The sequence below is a fragment of the Pseudoxanthomonas putridarboris genome, from assembly GCF_038321125.1.
GTDB classification, from domain to species: Bacteria; Pseudomonadota; Gammaproteobacteria; order Xanthomonadales; family Xanthomonadaceae; genus Pseudoxanthomonas_A; species Pseudoxanthomonas_A putridarboris.
Genome location: NZ_JBBWWT010000005.1, coordinates 60,997 through 76,574, shown reverse-complemented (window position 1 = coordinate 76,574; position 15,578 = coordinate 60,997). Strand labels below are relative to the sequence as shown.

The window sequence follows — 15,578 nt, the reverse complement described above, 5'->3', positions numbered from 1 at the left end:
CGACTTCCATTCCGGTCGCAGTGATCCGTAGCCAAGCAACAGCAGAGACACTGGGTCCCGGCCTGCGCCGGGATGACGGGGGCCGGGTTTATGCGATCGCGGTGTGCTTCTTGACACGGAATAGGTGTATATACACATACTAGTCACCCGCCTCTCGAGCCGTCCGCATGGACAACCCCACCCCCAGCGTCTGCACCTGCTTCCGGCTGCGCCGCGCCAGCCGGCGCGTCACCCAGTTGTACGACCATGAACTGGCGGCGGTCGGCCTGAGCCTGAACCAGTATTCGATCCTGCGTCGCACGGAGCGGGAAGCCCGCACGCTGGGCAGCCTGGCCGACGAGCTGGGCATGGACCGCACCACCCTGTCCCGCAACCTTTCGCCGTTGATCGATGCCGACCTGCTGGAATCGGTACGCGGCCACGATGCGCGCCAGCGCCTGATCGCCTTGACCGATGAAGGCCGCCAGCGGCTGGCGAGCGCGCGCCCGTTGTGGCGGCGCGCGCAGAAGACGATCGACCGCATGCTGGGCGCGAGCGGCATCGCGCGCCTGCACGCCGATCTCGATCATCTCGACGACCTGCTACGCCAGCATCTGGGAGACGCCGCATGAGCGCCACGGATACGAACGCCGCTTCGCCGCCGCGCATGCACTGGGGCCTGCTGCTGGCCGCCGCCGGCATGCTGATGATCACGATGGGCGCACGGCAGACGACCGGCCTGTTCGTCGCGCCGATCCACCAGAGCACGGGCATCGGTATCGCCGCCATCAGTTTCGCGCTGGCCATCGGGCAGTTCACCTGGGGCGCGGTGCAACCCATCTTCGGCGCCATCGCCGACAAGCGCGGTTCCACCGGCGTGCTGGTGTTCGGCGGCCTGCTGCTGGCGCTGGGGCTGGGGCTTACCCCGCTGATGCCGTCGCAGTGGGGGTTGATGTTCACGCTGGGCCTGCTGACGGCGGCCGGCGCGGGCGCGGGCAGCTTCTCGATCCTGATCGGCGCCACCGCGCAACAACTTGCGCCGGAAAAGCGTTCGTTCGCGGCCGGCTTCATCAATGCGGGCGGCTCGCTGGGACAGTTCGTGTTCGCGCCCATCGTGCAACTGGTGATCAGCGTGGCCGGCTGGGCATCGGCGATGTACACGCTGGCCGTGGCGTCGCTGCTGGCGATACCGCTGGCCTGGCCGCTGCGGCGTAAAACAGCGCTCACCCACGCTGCCGGCGCACCCGCCTCGGCGATCGGCGACATCACTCTGCGCCAGCAGATTTCCATCGCCCTGCGCGACCGCAGCTACTGGATGCTGCACATCGGCTTCTTCACCTGCGGCGTGCACATCGCGTTCCTGGTCACGCACTTGCCCGGCGAGATCGCGCTGTGCGGCTTGCCGGCCAGCGTGTCCGCGGTTTCCATCGCGCTGATCGGCCTGTTCAACGTGGCCGGCAGCCTGGCGGCCGGTGCGTTGGGACAGCGCTACCGGATGAAGTGGATCCTGGCGGTGATGTACGCCAGTCGCGCGGTCATGATCGCCCTGTACCTGATGGCGCCGCCCACGCCGTTGACCTTCTACGTCTTCGCCGCCGCGCTGGGTTTCACCTGGCTGGCCACGGTGCCGCCGACGGCAGGACTGGTGGGCAAACTGTTCGGACCGCGTTACCTGGGCACGCTGTTCGGCCTGACGCTGCTGTCGCACCAGTTGGGCGGCTTCTTCGGCGCCTGGCTGGGTGGCATCGCGCTTGAGAAGTCCGGCGACTACAGCTGGATGTGGTACGGCGACATGGCGCTGGCGGTCATCGCCGCGGTGGCGCATGTGCCGATCCGCGAGAAATCCCCGAAGGTGGCGCTGGCGCCGGCCTGACATACCTGTAGGAGCGGCTTCAGCCGCGACCGTGGATTCAAGAAATCATCAAGCCACGGATTGACGCGGATGAACGCGGATAAAGCGATTCGCCTTATATCCGAGAAAATCCGCGTCAATCCGTGGCCAATGGAGGCTGTTTTCCCGCGGTCGCGGCTGAAGCCGCTCCTACAGGGCGGTTACGCCGCGGCGCAGCGGCCGCAGAGGCCGTGCACTTCCAGCGTCTGCGCTTGCGGCTGGAAGCCCAGCGCCTTGGCGCGCTGTTCCAGTTGGGTGACGACTTCGCGGTCCTCCAGTTCCACCGCGCTGTGGCAGCGGTCGCAGATCAGGAACGGCACCGAGTGCTGCGCGCTGTTGGGGTGATGGCAAGCGACGAAAGCGTTGACCGATTCCAGTTTGTGGACGAAGCCGTTCGCCATCAGGAAATCGAGCGCGCGGTAGACCGTCGGCGGCGCATCGGCGCCCACCCCCTTCTTCGCCCGCACCCACTCCAGCAGGTCGTACGCCTTCACCGGCTTGCCGGCCTCGGCGATCAGTTCCAGCACGCGTGCGCGGATGGGCGTCAGGCGCAGGCCGCGTTCCTGGCAGGCACGCTCCACCGCCACCACGAACGCCTGGGCGTCGTGGACGTGGTGCTTGGGATCGGTGCAGGCGTGGGAAGTCGACATGGGCACTCCGGGATCAGGCGGCCTTGCCTGTCTTGATAAGCGCTGCATCGATCCGTTTCAAGGCCTCGTCGCGGCCGGCTAGGTACACCGTCTGCGAGATGTCCGGGCTGACCTGGGTCCCGGTGATGGCCACGCGCAACGGCTGGGCCACCTTGCCCATGCCGATTTCCAGCGCGGCGGCGGCATCGTGCAGCGCGGCGGATACGGATTCCACCGTCCACGCGGACGCCTGCGCCAGCAGCTCGCGCGCCTTCGCCAGCGGCGCCTGCGCGGCGGCGGTCAGGTGCTTGGCGACGGCGGCCTCGTCGTAGGTTTCCAGCGGCTGGAACCAGACCACCGCGCGCTCGGCCATGTCCTTCAGCGTCTGCACGCGGTCGCGCAGGGCGATCACCACGTCGGCGGGCTTCGGGCCTTTCGACAGGTCCACGCCGTGTGCCTGCAACTGCTCTTCCAGCGCCGGTGCGATGCTGGCCGGGTCGTCGGTCTTCAGGTAGTGCTGGTTCACCCAGCCCAGCTTGTCCATGTCCAGGCGCGCGGCCTTGGAATTCACGTCCTCCACCGAAAACAGGTCGATCAGTTCCTGCCGGCTGAAGATTTCCTGGTCGCCGTGGGACCAGCCCAGGCGCGCCAGGTAGTTGATCAGCGCATGCGGCAGATAGCCGGCCTGTCTGTACTGCATCACGTCGGCGGCACCGGTGCGCTTGGACAGCTTGGCGCCTTCCGGGTCCAGGATCATCGGCATGTGCGCGAACTTCGGCACCGGCGCGCCCAGCGCTTCGTAGATGTTGATCTGGCGCGGCGTGTTGTTGATGTGGTCGTCGCCACGGATCACGTCGGTGATGCCCATGTCCCAGTCGTCCACCACCACCGCGAAGTTGTAGGTGGGATAGCCGTCCGGGCGGAAGATCACCATGTCATCCAGTTCGCCGTTGCTGATCTCGATGCGGCCCTTGATGCGGTCCTCGAACACCACGCTGCCGCCAATGGGATTCTTGAAGCGGATGACGCGGTTGGGATCGTCGCGGTACGGCAGGTTCAGCTCGCGCGCGCGGCCGTCGTAGCGCGGCTTCTCCTGCCTGGCCATCGCCGCCTCGCGCATCGCGTCGAGCTCTTCCTTGGTCTCGTAGGCGTAGTACGCCTTGCCGGCGGCGACCAGTTGTTCGGCCACTTCGCGATAACGGTGCACACGGTCGGTCTGGTAGATCGGGCCTTCGTCGTAGTCCAGCCCCAGCCAGTCCATCGCCTGCAGGATGGCGTCGATGGCCGCCTGCGTGCTGCGCTCACGGTCGGTGTCCTCGATGCGCAGGATGAAATCGCCGCCGCGGTGGCGCGCCTCCAGCCAGCAGTACAGCGCCGTGCGGGCGCCGCCGATGTGCAGGTAGCCGGTGGGACTGGGGGCGAAGCGGGTGCGGCAGGTCATGGGAAACTCGGGGAACGGAATCCCGTAATTCTAACCCGGCCCCGCCGTCGGTCCTGGCCCGCCCCGGCCGCCTGCCAGCGCCGCCCAGCGACCGGGCGGCATGCCGAACGCCTTGCGGAAATGGCGGTTCAGGTGGCTCTGGTCGGCGAACCCCGTCGCCGCCGCCACATCGGCCAGCCGTCCGCCCTCCGCGATCAGGCGGCGTGCCCGTTCGAGCCTGCGCATCAGCAGGAAGCGATGCGGGCTGGTCGCGAAGAGCGCGCGGAAATGGCGGCTCAGTTCGAAGCGGTCCAGTCCCGTGACGCGCTCCAGTTCGGCGGAACGCACCGTGCGGTCCATGTGCGCCAGCAGGTAGTCGCGGGCGCGATGTCCGGCCCGCACCGCGACCGTACCCGGCGCGTGCAGGCGCAGTCCGGCGTGTCGCGCCATCTGATGCGCCAGCCGCGCCAGTGCGTCGTTCAGGCGCAGTTCGTCGGGACGGTCGTCCATCAAGGCCACCGCATCGGCCACGACGCGGCGGAACGCCGGCGCCGGGAGCACCGGTTCGCTCACGAACGGCAGGCCGCGCGCCTGGTCGCCCAGCGCTTCGCGCAGCACGGCCGCGTCGAGGTAGAGCATGCGGTAGTGCAGCCCGTCGTCGCTGCCGGCGCCGCCGTCGTGCTCCTCGTCCGGGTGCAGCACGATGACGTTGCCCGGCAGGCTCGCGCGGCGGACGCCGCGATAGCGGAACGCCTGCACGCCGCCCAGGGTCATGCCGACGGCGTAGGTGTCGTGCCGGTGCGGCGAGAACGCATTGCCGAAGAAACGCGCGTCGATGCACTCGACGCCCGGCGCCAGCGGACGGGCGGTGATGCGGCCGGCGCGCGCCGGCCCGCACGAACGTTCAAGACCGGGGTCCGTCCGAAGCTCCACCCTCGAGGCCTCTCCACTGCCGGCGCATGGCCGATGTCCGACTCGAAGATAGCACTGATCCTGCGCGACGACCTGGCCCCCTGGCAGGCGCTGAACGTCACCGCGTTCCTGTCCGGCGGGCTGGCGGGCCAGTTCCCCGACCTGCTGGGCGAGCCCTACGTGGACGCCACCGGCGTGCGCTACAACCGCCTGCCGGTCCAGCCCGTCATCGTCCTGTCGGCGGACGCCGACACGCTGGTCGCGATCCACCGGCGCGTGCTGGAGAAAGGGATCGTCTGCTCGCTCTACGTCGACGACATGTTCGCCACCGGCAACGACCGCGACAACCGCGCGGTGTTCGCACGCCATTCCGTCGACGATGCCCGCGTCGTCGGCATCGGCCTGCGGGCCGGCAGGAAACAGGTCGACAAGATCACGCGTGGCGCGTCCCTGCATCGCTGAACGCGCGCGCCTCGCCGCCGGCGCGGCTCCCTTACAATGGGCCGATGGCGACCCTCTTCATCTCCGACCTGCATCTGGACGCCAGCCGGCCGGCGATCACCGAACTGTTCGGCGCGTTCATGCAGCGCGAAGCGCAGCAGGCCGATGCGCTCTACATCCTGGGCGATCTGTTCGAAGCCTGGGTGGGCGATGACGACCCGTCCGACACCGGCGCCTATGTCGCGGACCGCATCCGCGAAGTGGTGGATGCCGGCGTGCCCGTCTTCTTCATCCGCGGCAATCGCGACTTCCTGCTGGGGCGGGATTTCGCTCGCAGGTGCGGCATGCGCATCCTGCCGGACCCGGCGGTGGTGGTGCTGTACGGCAAGCCGGCGATGCTGATGCACGGCGACCTGCTGTGCGCCGGCGACACCGCCTACCAGGCGTTCCGCGCGCAGACCCGCAATCCGGCATGGCAGCAGCAGTTCCTGTCGCAGCCGCTGGCGGCCCGGCTGGCCTTCGCCGCGCAGGCGCGCGCGGCCAGCCAGGCGCACCAGGGCGGCATGAAGCAGAACGACCAGGCGAAGTTCGAGACGCTCACCGACGTGACGCCGGCCACGGTCGAAAGCACCTTCGCGCAGTTCGGCATCGACACGATGATCCACGGCCATACCCACCGCCCCGCCATCCACGATCTGACCGTGAACGGCCGCGCCTGCCGGCGCATCGTGCTGGGGGACTGGTATGAGCAGGGATCGGTGCTGCGCGTGGATGCGGACGGCGTGAAGCTGGAAAGCCTGTGACGGTGCTGTAGGAGCGGCTTCAGCCGCGACCGCGGATTCCACAGCATCCGACACGGATCGGATTCGATTCATGCATGGTTACCGAATGCCTGGATATTCCGGTCGCGGCCGAAGCCGCTCCTACAGGGGCGTCAGCTCTCTGCCTGCAACGCCGCCAGTTCATCTTCGTCGAAGCCGGCCAGCAGGCGGGCTTCGATGTTGAAGGGGCCATGCAGGTAGCCGCCGGCGTATTCCTTCAGCAGTTCGCGGAAGCGCGCGCGCGGATCCACGCCGGCGCGTTCGCAATACCAGCGGAACCAGCGCGAACCGGCCGCCACGTGGGCAACCTCCTCGCGCAGGATCAGTTCCAGGATGCCGACGGTAGCGTGGTCGCCCAGTTCGCGCAGCTTGACGATCATCCCGGGCGTGACATCGAGGCCGCGGGCTTCCAGCACGCGCGGCACCAGCGCCATGCGGGCGAGGCCATCGTGCGCGGTCTTTTCGGTCATTTCCCACAGGCCGTTGTGCGCGTCGAAGTCGCCGTAGTCGTGGCCCAGCTCGCGCAGGCGGTCGCGCAGCAACACGAAGTGGCGCGACTCGTCGTTGGCCACGCTGACCCAGTCGGCATGGAACGCCGGCGGCAGGCCGCGGAAGCGGTACGCCGCGTCCCAGGCCAGGTCGATGGCGTTCAGCTCGATATGGGCGATGGCGTGGATGAACGCCGCCCTGCCCTGCACGCTGCCCAGCCCGCGGCGCGGCAGTTCGCGCGGATGCACCAGCGTCGGTTTTCCCGGGCGGCCGGGCATGCGGATCGGCTCCGGTGCCGGCGCGTCGGCGGGAACCGTCAATTCGCCACGTGCGAAGGCCGCCGCGTACCGTTGCGTCAGCGCCACCTTGTCGTCGACCGAGGCCGCATCCAGGCAAGCGCGCGCGGCCTCGAACAACGTGGTCATGGCCGATCGCGCGGGCCTCAGCCCGAAACGCGGCGCTTGCGCTTGGCTTCGTCCGAACGCATCTGCTCGATGCGCTCGAAATACCCCGTCTCGATGCCGGTGACGTACTTGCCGTCGAAGCAGGACGAGTCGAAGCGGGTCAGGCCCGGATTGCCTTCGCGCACCGCCGCTTCCAGGTCTTCCAGGTCCTGGTAGATCAGCCAGTCGCAGCCCAGCAGCTTCTCGATCTCCTCGATGCTGCGCTCGTTGGCCACCAGTTCGTCGGCGGCCGGCATGTCGATGCCGTAGATGTTGGGATGGCGCACCGGCGGCGCGGCGCTGGCCAGGTAGACCTTGCGCGCGCCGGCGTCGCGCGCCATCTGCACGATCTGCTTGGAGGTGGTGCCGCGCACGATGGAGTCGTCCACCAGCAGCACCACGCGGTTGCGGAATTCCAGGTTGATCGGGTTCAGCTTGCGGCGCACCGACTTAACGCGCTCGCCCTGCCCCGGCATGATGAAGGTACGGCCGACGTAGCGGTTCTTGATGAACCCTTCGCGGTACTTCACGCCCAGCACGTTGGAGATCTCCAGCGCGGCGTCGCGCGAGGTGTCCGGGATCGGGATGATGGTGTCGATGTCGTGGTCCGGGCGCAGCCGCAGGATCTTCTCGCCCAGCTTCACGCCCATGCGCATGCGCGCCTTGTGCACCGACACGTTGTCGATCATCGAGTCCGGGCGCGCGAAGTACACGTACTCGAAGATGCACGGCGCGTGCTGCTGCGGCTCGGCGACGATCTCGCTGAACAGCTCGCCGCGCGCGGTGATGACGATGGCCTCGCCCGGCTGCACGTCGCGCATGCGCGCGAAGCCCAGGATGTCCAGCGCGGCGGACTCGGAGGCCACGATGTACTCGGTGCCTTCGTTGTGCTCGCGCTTGCCCAGCACCAGCGGGCGGATGCCGTGCGGGTCGCGGAACGCCACCAGGCCCAGGCCCAGCACCACGCTGACCACCGCGTAGCCGCCGCGCACGCGGCGATGCACGCCGGCGACCGCGCGGATCGCCGTTTCCGGGCTCAGCGTGCGCTGCAGGTCCAGCTCGTGCGCGAACACGTTGAGCAGCACTTCGCTGTCCGAATCGGTGTTGATGTTGCGGCGGTCCTGCGCGAACACGTCCTGGCGCAGCGCCTCGGTGTTGATCAGGTTGCCGTTGTGCGCCAGCGCGATGCCGTAGGGCGAATTGACGTAGAACGGCTGCGCCTCGTCCATGCCTTCGGAGCCGGCGGTCGGGTAGCGGCAGTGAGCGATGCCCACGCGGCCTTCCAGCACGCTCATCGCCTTGGGGTTGAAGACGTCGCGCACCAGCCCGTTGTCCTTGTGCACGCGCAGGCGCGTGCCGTCGGCGGTGGCGATGCCGGCCGCGTCCTGGCCGCGGTGTTGGAGGACGGTCAGCCCGTCATAGAGCTGGCCGGCAACATTCTGGTTGCCGACGATACCGACGATGCCGCACATGGTTGACCTACTCCGGTTTCGACTGGGGCGAAGCTGGCGGGGAGACGGAATCCTGCGGGGCGCCGCTGTCTTCCAGCGGGCGGGGCAAGGATGGCAGGCGCACATTATCGCCCGCCGGGACGCCATTGCCAAAGTCCAGTTCCTGCACGGTCCATTCCGGCAGCCACATGCTGAGCCACTGGGCGCCGGGCAAAAGCACCGGAATCACCGGCGATTGCCGCCATTCCGGCTCGCGCGGCAGCTGCGTGAATCCCATCAGCAGCACCAGGACGCAGGCCACGACCGCCCCGCGCACCAACCCCAGCGCCAGTCCCAGCACGCGATCCAGGCCCGACAGGCCCACCGTCTTGACCAGTTGCCTGACCACCCAGCCGACGAGGCCGACGAACAGCATCACCGCGATGAAACTCAGGGCGTACCCGCCCAGCAGTTCGCTGGCGGTCGGCAGGCCATCGCTGGACATCCAGCGCGCGGTTTCCGCGCCGAAGTGGAACGCGGCCCAGCCGGCCAGCAGCCAGGCCGCGATGGAAACGATCACGCCGACGAAGCCACGCATCAGCCCGAACAAGGCCGACACACCGATGATGGCCAGCAGCGCCAGGTCCAGCAGGCTCACGCGCCCGTCCGCCCGACAGGTAGGAACGCGCCGCCCGGACCGCTCAAGGATGCGGACGGACCATGCCGTCGATGCCGAACTTGGCCGCCACCTGCGCCTTCAGCCGGTCGGCATCGGCGCGGCTGGCCACCGGCCCCACGCGCACGCGGTTCAGCGTGCCCTTGTCGGTGCGCACCTGTTCGACGAAGGCGCTGAATCCGCCGCCGCGCACACGGTCGCGCAGCGCGTTGGCATCGGCCGCGTTGGAGAACGCGCCCAGTTGCACGGCAAACCCCACGCTGGAAGCCGCCGGCTTCGGTGTTTCGGCGGGTTTGGGGGCGGTGGCGACCGGTGCCGGCCTGGTTTCGACGGGCCTGGTTTCGGCAGGCTTGGGCGCCGCGGCCACCGGGGTGGCGGGCTTGGGCGCTGGCTTGGCGGTTTCCGCGGGCGGCGGGGTGGCGACCGTGGGTGCGGGTGCCGCCGCGACAGGCGCGGAAGCCGCGGGTGCCGCCGCATCCAGCGTGACCACCTGCGCATTGACGTCGCTGCGGACCTGCACCGCCTGCAGGCGCGCGGCTTCAGCCGCGGCGCGATCCGCGTAGGGACCCACGCGCACGCGGAAAGCGGACTTGCCGTTGATGGTGGCCGGTTCGATGAAGCCGGGCAGTTGGGCCTGCCTCAGCCGCGCCATCACCGCATCGGCATCGGACTGGGTGGCATACGCGCCGAAGCTGACCGCATAGTCGCCGCCCGCCGTGGCCGCGGGCTGCATCGCATTACGGGTGGCCGCCGTCGTATCGGGCGTCGTCGGCGCGGCGCCCTGGCCCTCCAGGCCGACCGCGCCGCCTGCGGGGACGCTGCCGGGGGTGACCAGTGGCAGCTCGCGGGTTTCGTACTGGCCGTCGGGGGCCGGCGGCACGGCCAGCGGCACATCGGAAACGCCGCTGTCGGGCGCGGGTCCCTTGATCAGCATCGGCAGGAAGATGACGGCCAGCGCGACCAGCACGATGGCGCCAATCAAGCGCTGTTTCAGAGCAGTATCCATCCAGATCCACGGCACGATGCGGCGGGAATGCCGTTGCGATTATACGGCGCGCGCCCGCACCGGCAGCTCATGGACCTGAATGCAATGCGACCAACGCCTCGGCGACGGTATGGAACGAGCCGAACACCAGCACGCGGTCGCCCGGGCGTGATGCGGACAGTGCGGCCGTGAGAGCTTCCCGCACGGTGGCGTGTGACATGCCGTCGGCCGCCGCTGTTTCCGTCAGGCGCTGTGCCAGCTGGTTCGCGCTCTGCGCGCGGGCCCCGGCTTCCGCTTCCAGACCGGCCAGATGCCACTGCAACGATTGAGCCGCGAACGCGTTGACCACGCCCACCACGTCCTTGTCGGCCAGCGCGGCGAACACCGCGCGCGTCGTGCCGCCGGTGGACTGTGACTCCAGCCAGGCCGCCAACTCGCGCGCCGCCTGCGGGTTGTGGCCCACATCGACCACGACATCCACGCCATCGTGCACCAGGCGTTGCAGGCGTCCGGGCAGCGATGCGTGCGCGATGCCCCGCGCGAAGGCGGCCACGGGAATCTCGCCTTCCGGCAGCGCGCGCAACGCCGCGATGGCGGTGGCGGCATTGGCCCGCTGCGCGGGAGCCGACAGCGCGGGCTGCGGCAGTTCCAGTTCGGTGCCGACCTCGCGCCACCGCCAGCGCTGCGCATCGATGGATTCGTGGAAGAAATCGCTGCCCAGGCGAAGCGCGTTCGCGCCGATGGCATAGGCATGGCGCAACACGCTGGACGGCGAATCCACCTCGCCGAGCACCAGCGGCTTCCACGGCCGCGCGATGCCCGCCTTCTCGAAGCCGATGGCTTCGCGGTCCTCGCCCAGCCAGTCAGTGTGGTCGATGTCGACCGTGGTGATGACGGTGACGTCCGCATCCACCAGGTTCACCGCGTCCAAGCGCCCGCCCAGGCCGACTTCCAGCACCGCCAGGTCGAGATTGGCGTGTTCGAACAGCCACAGCGCGGCCAGCGTGCCGAATTCGAAATAGGTCAGCGGGATGCCCGAGCCTTCCCCTTCAAGGGGAGGGTCGGGTGGGGATGGTGTTGCATCGCGATCTGGAACACGCTGGCTCCGTTCACCCCTCTCCCCAACCCCTCTCCCGGCGGGAGAGGGGCTCGATCTTGCGGCTTCCACGGCCTCGAAGGCTTCGACCAGCGCCGCGTCGTCCGCCTCCGCGCCATCGATCCGCACGCGCTCGTTGTAGCGCAGCAGGTGCGGCGACGTGTACGTACCCACTTTCCACCCGGCTGCGCGCGCGATGGCCTCGATGAAGGCCACGGTGGAACCCTTGCCGTTGGTGCCGCCGACGGTGATCACCTGCGTGGCGGGCTTGCCCAGTCCCATGCGCACGGCGACGTCGCGCACGCGCTCCAGGCCCATGTCGATGGACTTGGGGTGTTGCTGTTCGATGTAGGAAAGCCACCGATGCAAGCCGGCGCCAGGCGAGATGTTCATCAGGGGTTCTTCAGCGGAGGCAACGCGGGCCGGCGCGGCAAGCGTGGCTGGTCCTGCGCCCCCGAGCGGATCTGTTCGCGCAGGGCATCGCAGGCGGACGGCTCGCCCTCGCACAGTATGCTGCCGACGTACCAACTCATCGTGTCGTTGCCGACCAGTCGACGGCGCACGACGGCCGATGGCATTCCCGGCGCTTGTGCGACGTTCCAGTAACTCAATCCTTCCTCGTCGCGCAGGATGTATTCGCTGATCACGCCCGGCACGGCATCGCGCTCACGGAAGGCGAAACGTTCCAGCATCGACTGCGCGGCCGCGACCGAGGCAACGCCGATCGGATACGCGTCGGGTACGAAGCCCGGCAACATTCCATCCGCATCGACGGCCGGTGGCTCCGCCACGTCACTGCGGCGCTCCATGAAGTGAGCGTCACGGGGCCTGCCGGTCACGCGATCCACGGCATATTCCGGCGGAATCTTGAAGTCGACCGGCACGCGTGCGCGCGATGCGATGGGCTTTCCCTGCTTCCGGGCGGGCGTGAAGCTCCACGCGCGGGAGCCCTCGAGCGCCGCTTGGTTGAGCTGCGCGCTTGGCGAGGGCTTCTCGATCTGCTGGTCCACCACTCGCCCCTCGGCATCGATGGTGACGATCAGCACCACCATGCCGCCGACACCCTGCCAAGCCATGTCCTTGGGATAAGGCGGTGCCGTCATGTCGATGGGAGACGCGAACTCGTCGGGCGCTTCGAAGCCTCGATCGTCCACACTGCCACCACCCGGTGGCAGGCTGGCCTGCAACGCAGGCTGCGACAGCAGCAGCCATACGCCCAGAGCCCACGCCAGGATCGAGCGGCCGACACCACGCTTCATCATGCCTCCGTCACGATGGCACCCGTGCGACTCACAACGCCCGATGCTTCGCCTCGCCGAAGAACGGCGTGTGGTGGGCGCAGTCGTTCAGGCGCACCACTTCCAGGCGGTCCACGTCCGGGCCTTCCAGCAGGTTGAGCGTGGTCGGCGCCTGGCGGAAGGTCCACAGCTTGGCGATGGGCAGGCCCAGGATGCGGCACAGCAGGACGCGGTTGACCGCATCGTGCGCCACCACCAGCAGCGTGTCGGCGTCGCCCAGCCCTTCGCTGGCGCGCACCAGTCCGCGCCACGACCGGTCCAGCACCTGCCGCAGCGATTCGCCGCCCGGCATCAGCACAGTGTCGGGTTCCTCCCGCCAGGCCAGCAGGCGGGCGGGGTCCTTGTCCTGGATCTCGCTGGCCAGCAGGCCCTCCCACTCGCCGTGGGCGATTTCCTGCAGATCGGCATCGGTGGTCAACAGGCTGGCGCGCGTATCGCCCAATGCGAAACGCGCGGTGTCGAGCGCGCGCGACAGCGGCGATGCGACGGCGCGGTCGATCCGCACGTCCTTCAGCCGCTGGCCCAGTGCCGTGGCCTGTGCCTCGCCCACGGGGGACAGTGGGATGTCGATCTGGCCCTGATAGCGGCCTTCGGCGTTCCACGGCGTTTCGCCATGGCGGGCAAGCAGGATGCGCATGCGTCGGTTCCGGTAATGTGAGACGTGTCCATGTCGGATTCCGGCAGCCGGAAACGAGGACGGGAACGGATGATACCGCGCCGCGACAAGCCCCAAGCGCCCGGATATCCAACGCATCGCCATGCGCCATGATCTCGACGCGGATCCGGAAACCGGAGCCCGGGAACCGGAATCCCGGGCCCGGCACCGTTCCGCGGATTATTTCGCGATGTTCATTTCCTCCAGCAACTGCGGCGCCGGATAGACCTCCTGCATGATCCAGCGCACGTAGCGGCCGTCCACGGCGATCATGCGGGTCATGGTGGGATCGAACACCCAGTTGGAGCTGACCGACTCCCAGTTGCCGTCGAAGGCCAGGCCGACCAGCTTGCCGTGCGCGTCCAGCACCGGTGAGCCGGAGTTGCCGCCGGTGATGTCCAGGTTGGACAGATAGTTCACCGGCACCGAGCCGAGGCGCTTGTCCTCCAGCCCGCCGTAGCGCTTGGCGGCGACGGCGTCGAGCAGCGCCTTCGGCGAATCGAACGGGTCCTGCCCGGTTTCCTTGGCGACCACGCCCTCCAGCGTGGTGAAGGGGGTGTATTCCACGCCGTCCCTGGGCGCGTAACCCATGACGTTGCCGAAGGTGATGCGCAGCGACAGGTTGGCGTCCGGATAGACGAACTCGCCCTGGCTCTTCTTGTAGTCCGCCAGCGCCTGCAGGTAGACCGGGCGCGCGGCCAGGTTCTCGCCGGCGCGCGTCTTGCGCTCCTGCTCCAGCGTCAGCAGCGTGGGCATCACGGCGACGGCGTACCGGATGGCCGGGTCGTCGCTGGACTCGAACGCCTTGCGGTCGGCGGCGAACCACTTCAGCCGCTCCTCGGTGCCGCCCAGCCGGGTGCCGGCCAGGCGGTCCAGCGCGCGCTTCACCGCGGCGGCATCGTTGCCGCCCAGCCACTGGTCGACGGCCGCCACGCGCTGCGCGGCCGGCAGCTTCAGGTATTCGTTCAACCAGTATTCCTGCAACTGGCGGTCCATCGCGGGAACGTAGCGGCGTTCGAGTTGCTTCAGGCCGCCCTCGATGGCCGGCAGGTCGCGTTCCTGGTAGCCGGATTCGCGCTCGGCGTCGGGCTTCTCGCGCTCGATGGACAGGCGGTAGAGCTGCGTGGCCACGCCGAGCACGGCGGTGTTGTTGAACTGGGCCAGCGTGATGTCGCGTTCGCGGGTGGCCTTGCCCTGTTCCAGCAGGGCGATCAACCGGGCGTGCGCGGCCAGCGCCGTCTCCCCCTTCTCGCCCTGCCCCTCGAGCCAGGTCAGCACGGCCGCTTCCTGCGCGTGTTTCTGGCCGGCGGCGTCGATGCGCCTGAAGCCTTCCAGCTGGCCGTCGTAGTTCTTGCTGGTATTGTTCCAGCCGGCCATGGTGCTGGCGTACTTGACCTGGATGTCCGGGTCCTTCTTGCCCGCCTCGCCCACCAGGGCGATCAGGTTCTTGTAGTGCCGCGCGATGGTCGGGTACGTCCACGCGGCCGTGTTGTCGAACTCGGCGGCCAGCGCATAGCGGTTGGTGGAGCCGGGATAGCCGGCCACCATCACGAAGTCGTCCGCGCCGAGCGGCTGGTCGGCGAACTTCAGCCAGTGCTTCGGCCGGTACAGCACGTTGTCTGCGGAGAACGCCGCCGGCTTGCCGTCCTTGCCCACGTAGGCGCGGTAGAACGCGAAGTCGCCGGTGTGCCGCGGCCACATCCAGTTGTCGATGTCGCCGCCGTACTTGCCCACGCTGCCCGGAGGCGCGTAGGCCAGGCGCACGTCCCTGATTTCCAGGTTCTTGAACAGGCGATAGGTGTTGCCGCCAGAGAAGCTGTACAGGCGGCAGCGGAACCCGGCTTCGGATTCGCAGTCGGCGATGAGCTTTTTCTCGAACGCTTCCAGCGCCCGGGTGCGGGCCAGCGCGTCGTCGCCGGCGGACGCGATGGCGGCGCGCGCCTCCTGCGTGACATCGGTGATTTCGTCCAGCACGAACACGCGCGCGTTGGGGCCGGCGCTGACTTCATCGGCCAGCGTGGGCGCGTTGAAGCCGTTCCTGATCAGGTTGTTCTCCGGCGTGGAGTTCAGCTGGATCGCGCCGTAGGCGCAATGGTGGTTGGTGATCACCAGGCCATTGGGCGATACGAAACTGGCGGTGCAACCGCCCAGTGCCACCACCGCGCCCATCGGATCGCCGGTCAGGTCGGACAGCTGCTGCGGCGACAGCTTCAGTCCGGCCTTCTCCAACAGGCCGGCGATCTCCGGCAGTTGCTGAGGCACCCACATGCCTTCGCCGGCGTGGGCGGGACTGGCAGCGGCCGAAGCCAGCGCGGCGAACGGAATCGCCATGGAAGCGGCAAGCAGGTTGAGACGCATCGATATCCCCAAGGCAGGCAAGTCGCTGGATTGTAACGAAGTCGTCACGCCTGCC

15 protein-coding genes are annotated in these 15,578 nt (G+C 68.5%); 4 read left to right on the top strand and 11 right to left on the bottom strand.

The window, feature by feature from the left end; all coding sequences use genetic code 11:
- The first annotated feature begins 167 nt into the window (after nucleotides 1-167).
- Nucleotides 168-611: a MarR family winged helix-turn-helix transcriptional regulator gene (locus AAD027_RS12025; protein WP_341726261.1), complete on the top strand. Its 444-nt coding sequence runs from the start codon at nucleotides 168-170 to the stop codon at nucleotides 609-611.
- A complete protein-coding gene (locus AAD027_RS12020; RefSeq protein ID WP_341726260.1) occupies nucleotides 608-1,852 on the top strand; it encodes an MFS transporter in 1,245 nt (414 codons plus the stop codon). Before AAD027_RS12025 ends, AAD027_RS12020 begins: the two co-directional genes overlap by 4 nt.
- Nucleotides 1,853-2,031: 179 nt before the next feature.
- Here AAD027_RS12020 and AAD027_RS12015 read toward each other — a convergent pair whose 3' ends face one another.
- Genes AAD027_RS12015 through AAD027_RS12005 form a run of 3 tightly spaced genes read right to left on the bottom strand, consistent with a single transcriptional unit; the run spans nucleotide 2,032 to nucleotide 4,852 of the window.
- Nucleotides 2,032-2,520, bottom strand: coding sequence for a transcriptional repressor (locus tag AAD027_RS12015; RefSeq protein WP_341726259.1), 489 nt, complete (start codon nucleotides 2,518-2,520; stop codon nucleotides 2,032-2,034).
- Between the two features lie 13 nt (nucleotides 2,521-2,533).
- A complete protein-coding gene (gltX, locus tag AAD027_RS12010) occupies nucleotides 2,534-3,940 on the bottom strand; it encodes a glutamate--tRNA ligase (protein WP_341726258.1) in 1,407 nt (468 codons plus the stop codon).
- A 30-nt stretch (nucleotides 3,941-3,970) separates the two neighbouring features.
- A complete protein-coding gene (locus AAD027_RS12005) occupies nucleotides 3,971-4,852 on the bottom strand; it encodes an AraC family transcriptional regulator (RefSeq protein ID WP_341726257.1) in 882 nt (293 codons plus the stop codon).
- 33 nt (nucleotides 4,853-4,885) lie between these two features.
- Here AAD027_RS12005 and AAD027_RS12000 point away from each other — a divergent pair, with 33 nt between their 5' ends.
- Together AAD027_RS12000 and lpxH are read left to right on the top strand one after the other, a co-directional pair.
- Nucleotides 4,886-5,293: a DUF2000 family protein gene (locus AAD027_RS12000; RefSeq protein WP_341726256.1), complete on the top strand. Its 408-nt coding sequence runs from the start codon at nucleotides 4,886-4,888 to the stop codon at nucleotides 5,291-5,293.
- Between the two features lie 44 nt (nucleotides 5,294-5,337).
- Nucleotides 5,338-6,075 carry a UDP-2,3-diacylglucosamine diphosphatase gene (lpxH, locus tag AAD027_RS11995; protein ID WP_341726255.1) on the top strand — a complete coding sequence of 246 codons (738 nt, stop codon included), beginning with the start codon at nucleotides 5,338-5,340 and terminating at the stop codon, nucleotides 6,073-6,075.
- A 131-nt stretch (nucleotides 6,076-6,206) separates the two neighbouring features.
- Here lpxH and AAD027_RS11990 read toward each other — a convergent pair whose 3' ends face one another.
- The 8 genes from AAD027_RS11990 to AAD027_RS11955 all read right to left on the bottom strand — a co-directional run bounded on the left by AAD027_RS11990 (nucleotide 6,207) and on the right by AAD027_RS11955 (nucleotide 15,523).
- Nucleotides 6,207-7,007: a ferritin-like domain-containing protein gene (locus AAD027_RS11990; RefSeq protein ID WP_341726254.1), complete on the bottom strand. Its 801-nt coding sequence runs from the start codon at nucleotides 7,005-7,007 to the stop codon at nucleotides 6,207-6,209.
- A gap of 17 nt (nucleotides 7,008-7,024) precedes the next feature.
- On the bottom strand, nucleotides 7,025-8,497 hold the full coding sequence (gene purF, locus AAD027_RS11985) for an amidophosphoribosyltransferase (protein ID WP_341726253.1): 1,473 nt from the start codon (nucleotides 8,495-8,497) through the stop codon (nucleotides 7,025-7,027).
- Nucleotides 8,498-8,504: 7 nt separating this feature from the next.
- Nucleotides 8,505-9,113: a CvpA family protein gene (locus tag AAD027_RS11980; RefSeq protein WP_341726252.1), complete on the bottom strand. Its 609-nt coding sequence runs from the start codon at nucleotides 9,111-9,113 to the stop codon at nucleotides 8,505-8,507.
- Nucleotides 9,114-9,156: 43 nt separating this feature from the next.
- Nucleotides 9,157-10,137, bottom strand: a complete 981-nt coding sequence (locus AAD027_RS11975; protein ID WP_341726251.1) for an SPOR domain-containing protein — start codon at nucleotides 10,135-10,137, stop codon at nucleotides 9,157-9,159.
- A 67-nt stretch (nucleotides 10,138-10,204) separates the two neighbouring features.
- Nucleotides 10,205-11,605, bottom strand: coding sequence for a bifunctional folylpolyglutamate synthase/dihydrofolate synthase (locus AAD027_RS11970; RefSeq protein ID WP_341726250.1), 1,401 nt, complete (start codon nucleotides 11,603-11,605; stop codon nucleotides 10,205-10,207).
- The gene (locus tag AAD027_RS11965; protein ID WP_341726249.1) at nucleotides 11,605-12,471 is read right to left on the bottom strand and encodes an energy transducer TonB; all 867 of its coding nucleotides are present in this window, start codon (nucleotides 12,469-12,471) and stop codon (nucleotides 11,605-11,607) included. The genes AAD027_RS11970 and AAD027_RS11965 overlap by 1 nt, the downstream gene beginning before the upstream one ends.
- Nucleotides 12,472-12,502: 31 nt before the next feature.
- On the bottom strand, nucleotides 12,503-13,147 hold the full coding sequence (locus tag AAD027_RS11960) for a histidine phosphatase family protein (RefSeq protein ID WP_341726248.1): 645 nt from the start codon (nucleotides 13,145-13,147) through the stop codon (nucleotides 12,503-12,505).
- A 198-nt stretch (nucleotides 13,148-13,345) separates the two neighbouring features.
- The gene (locus AAD027_RS11955; protein ID WP_341726247.1) at nucleotides 13,346-15,523 is read right to left on the bottom strand and encodes a S46 family peptidase; all 2,178 of its coding nucleotides are present in this window, start codon (nucleotides 15,521-15,523) and stop codon (nucleotides 13,346-13,348) included.
- Nucleotides 15,524-15,578 lie beyond the last annotated feature (55 nt).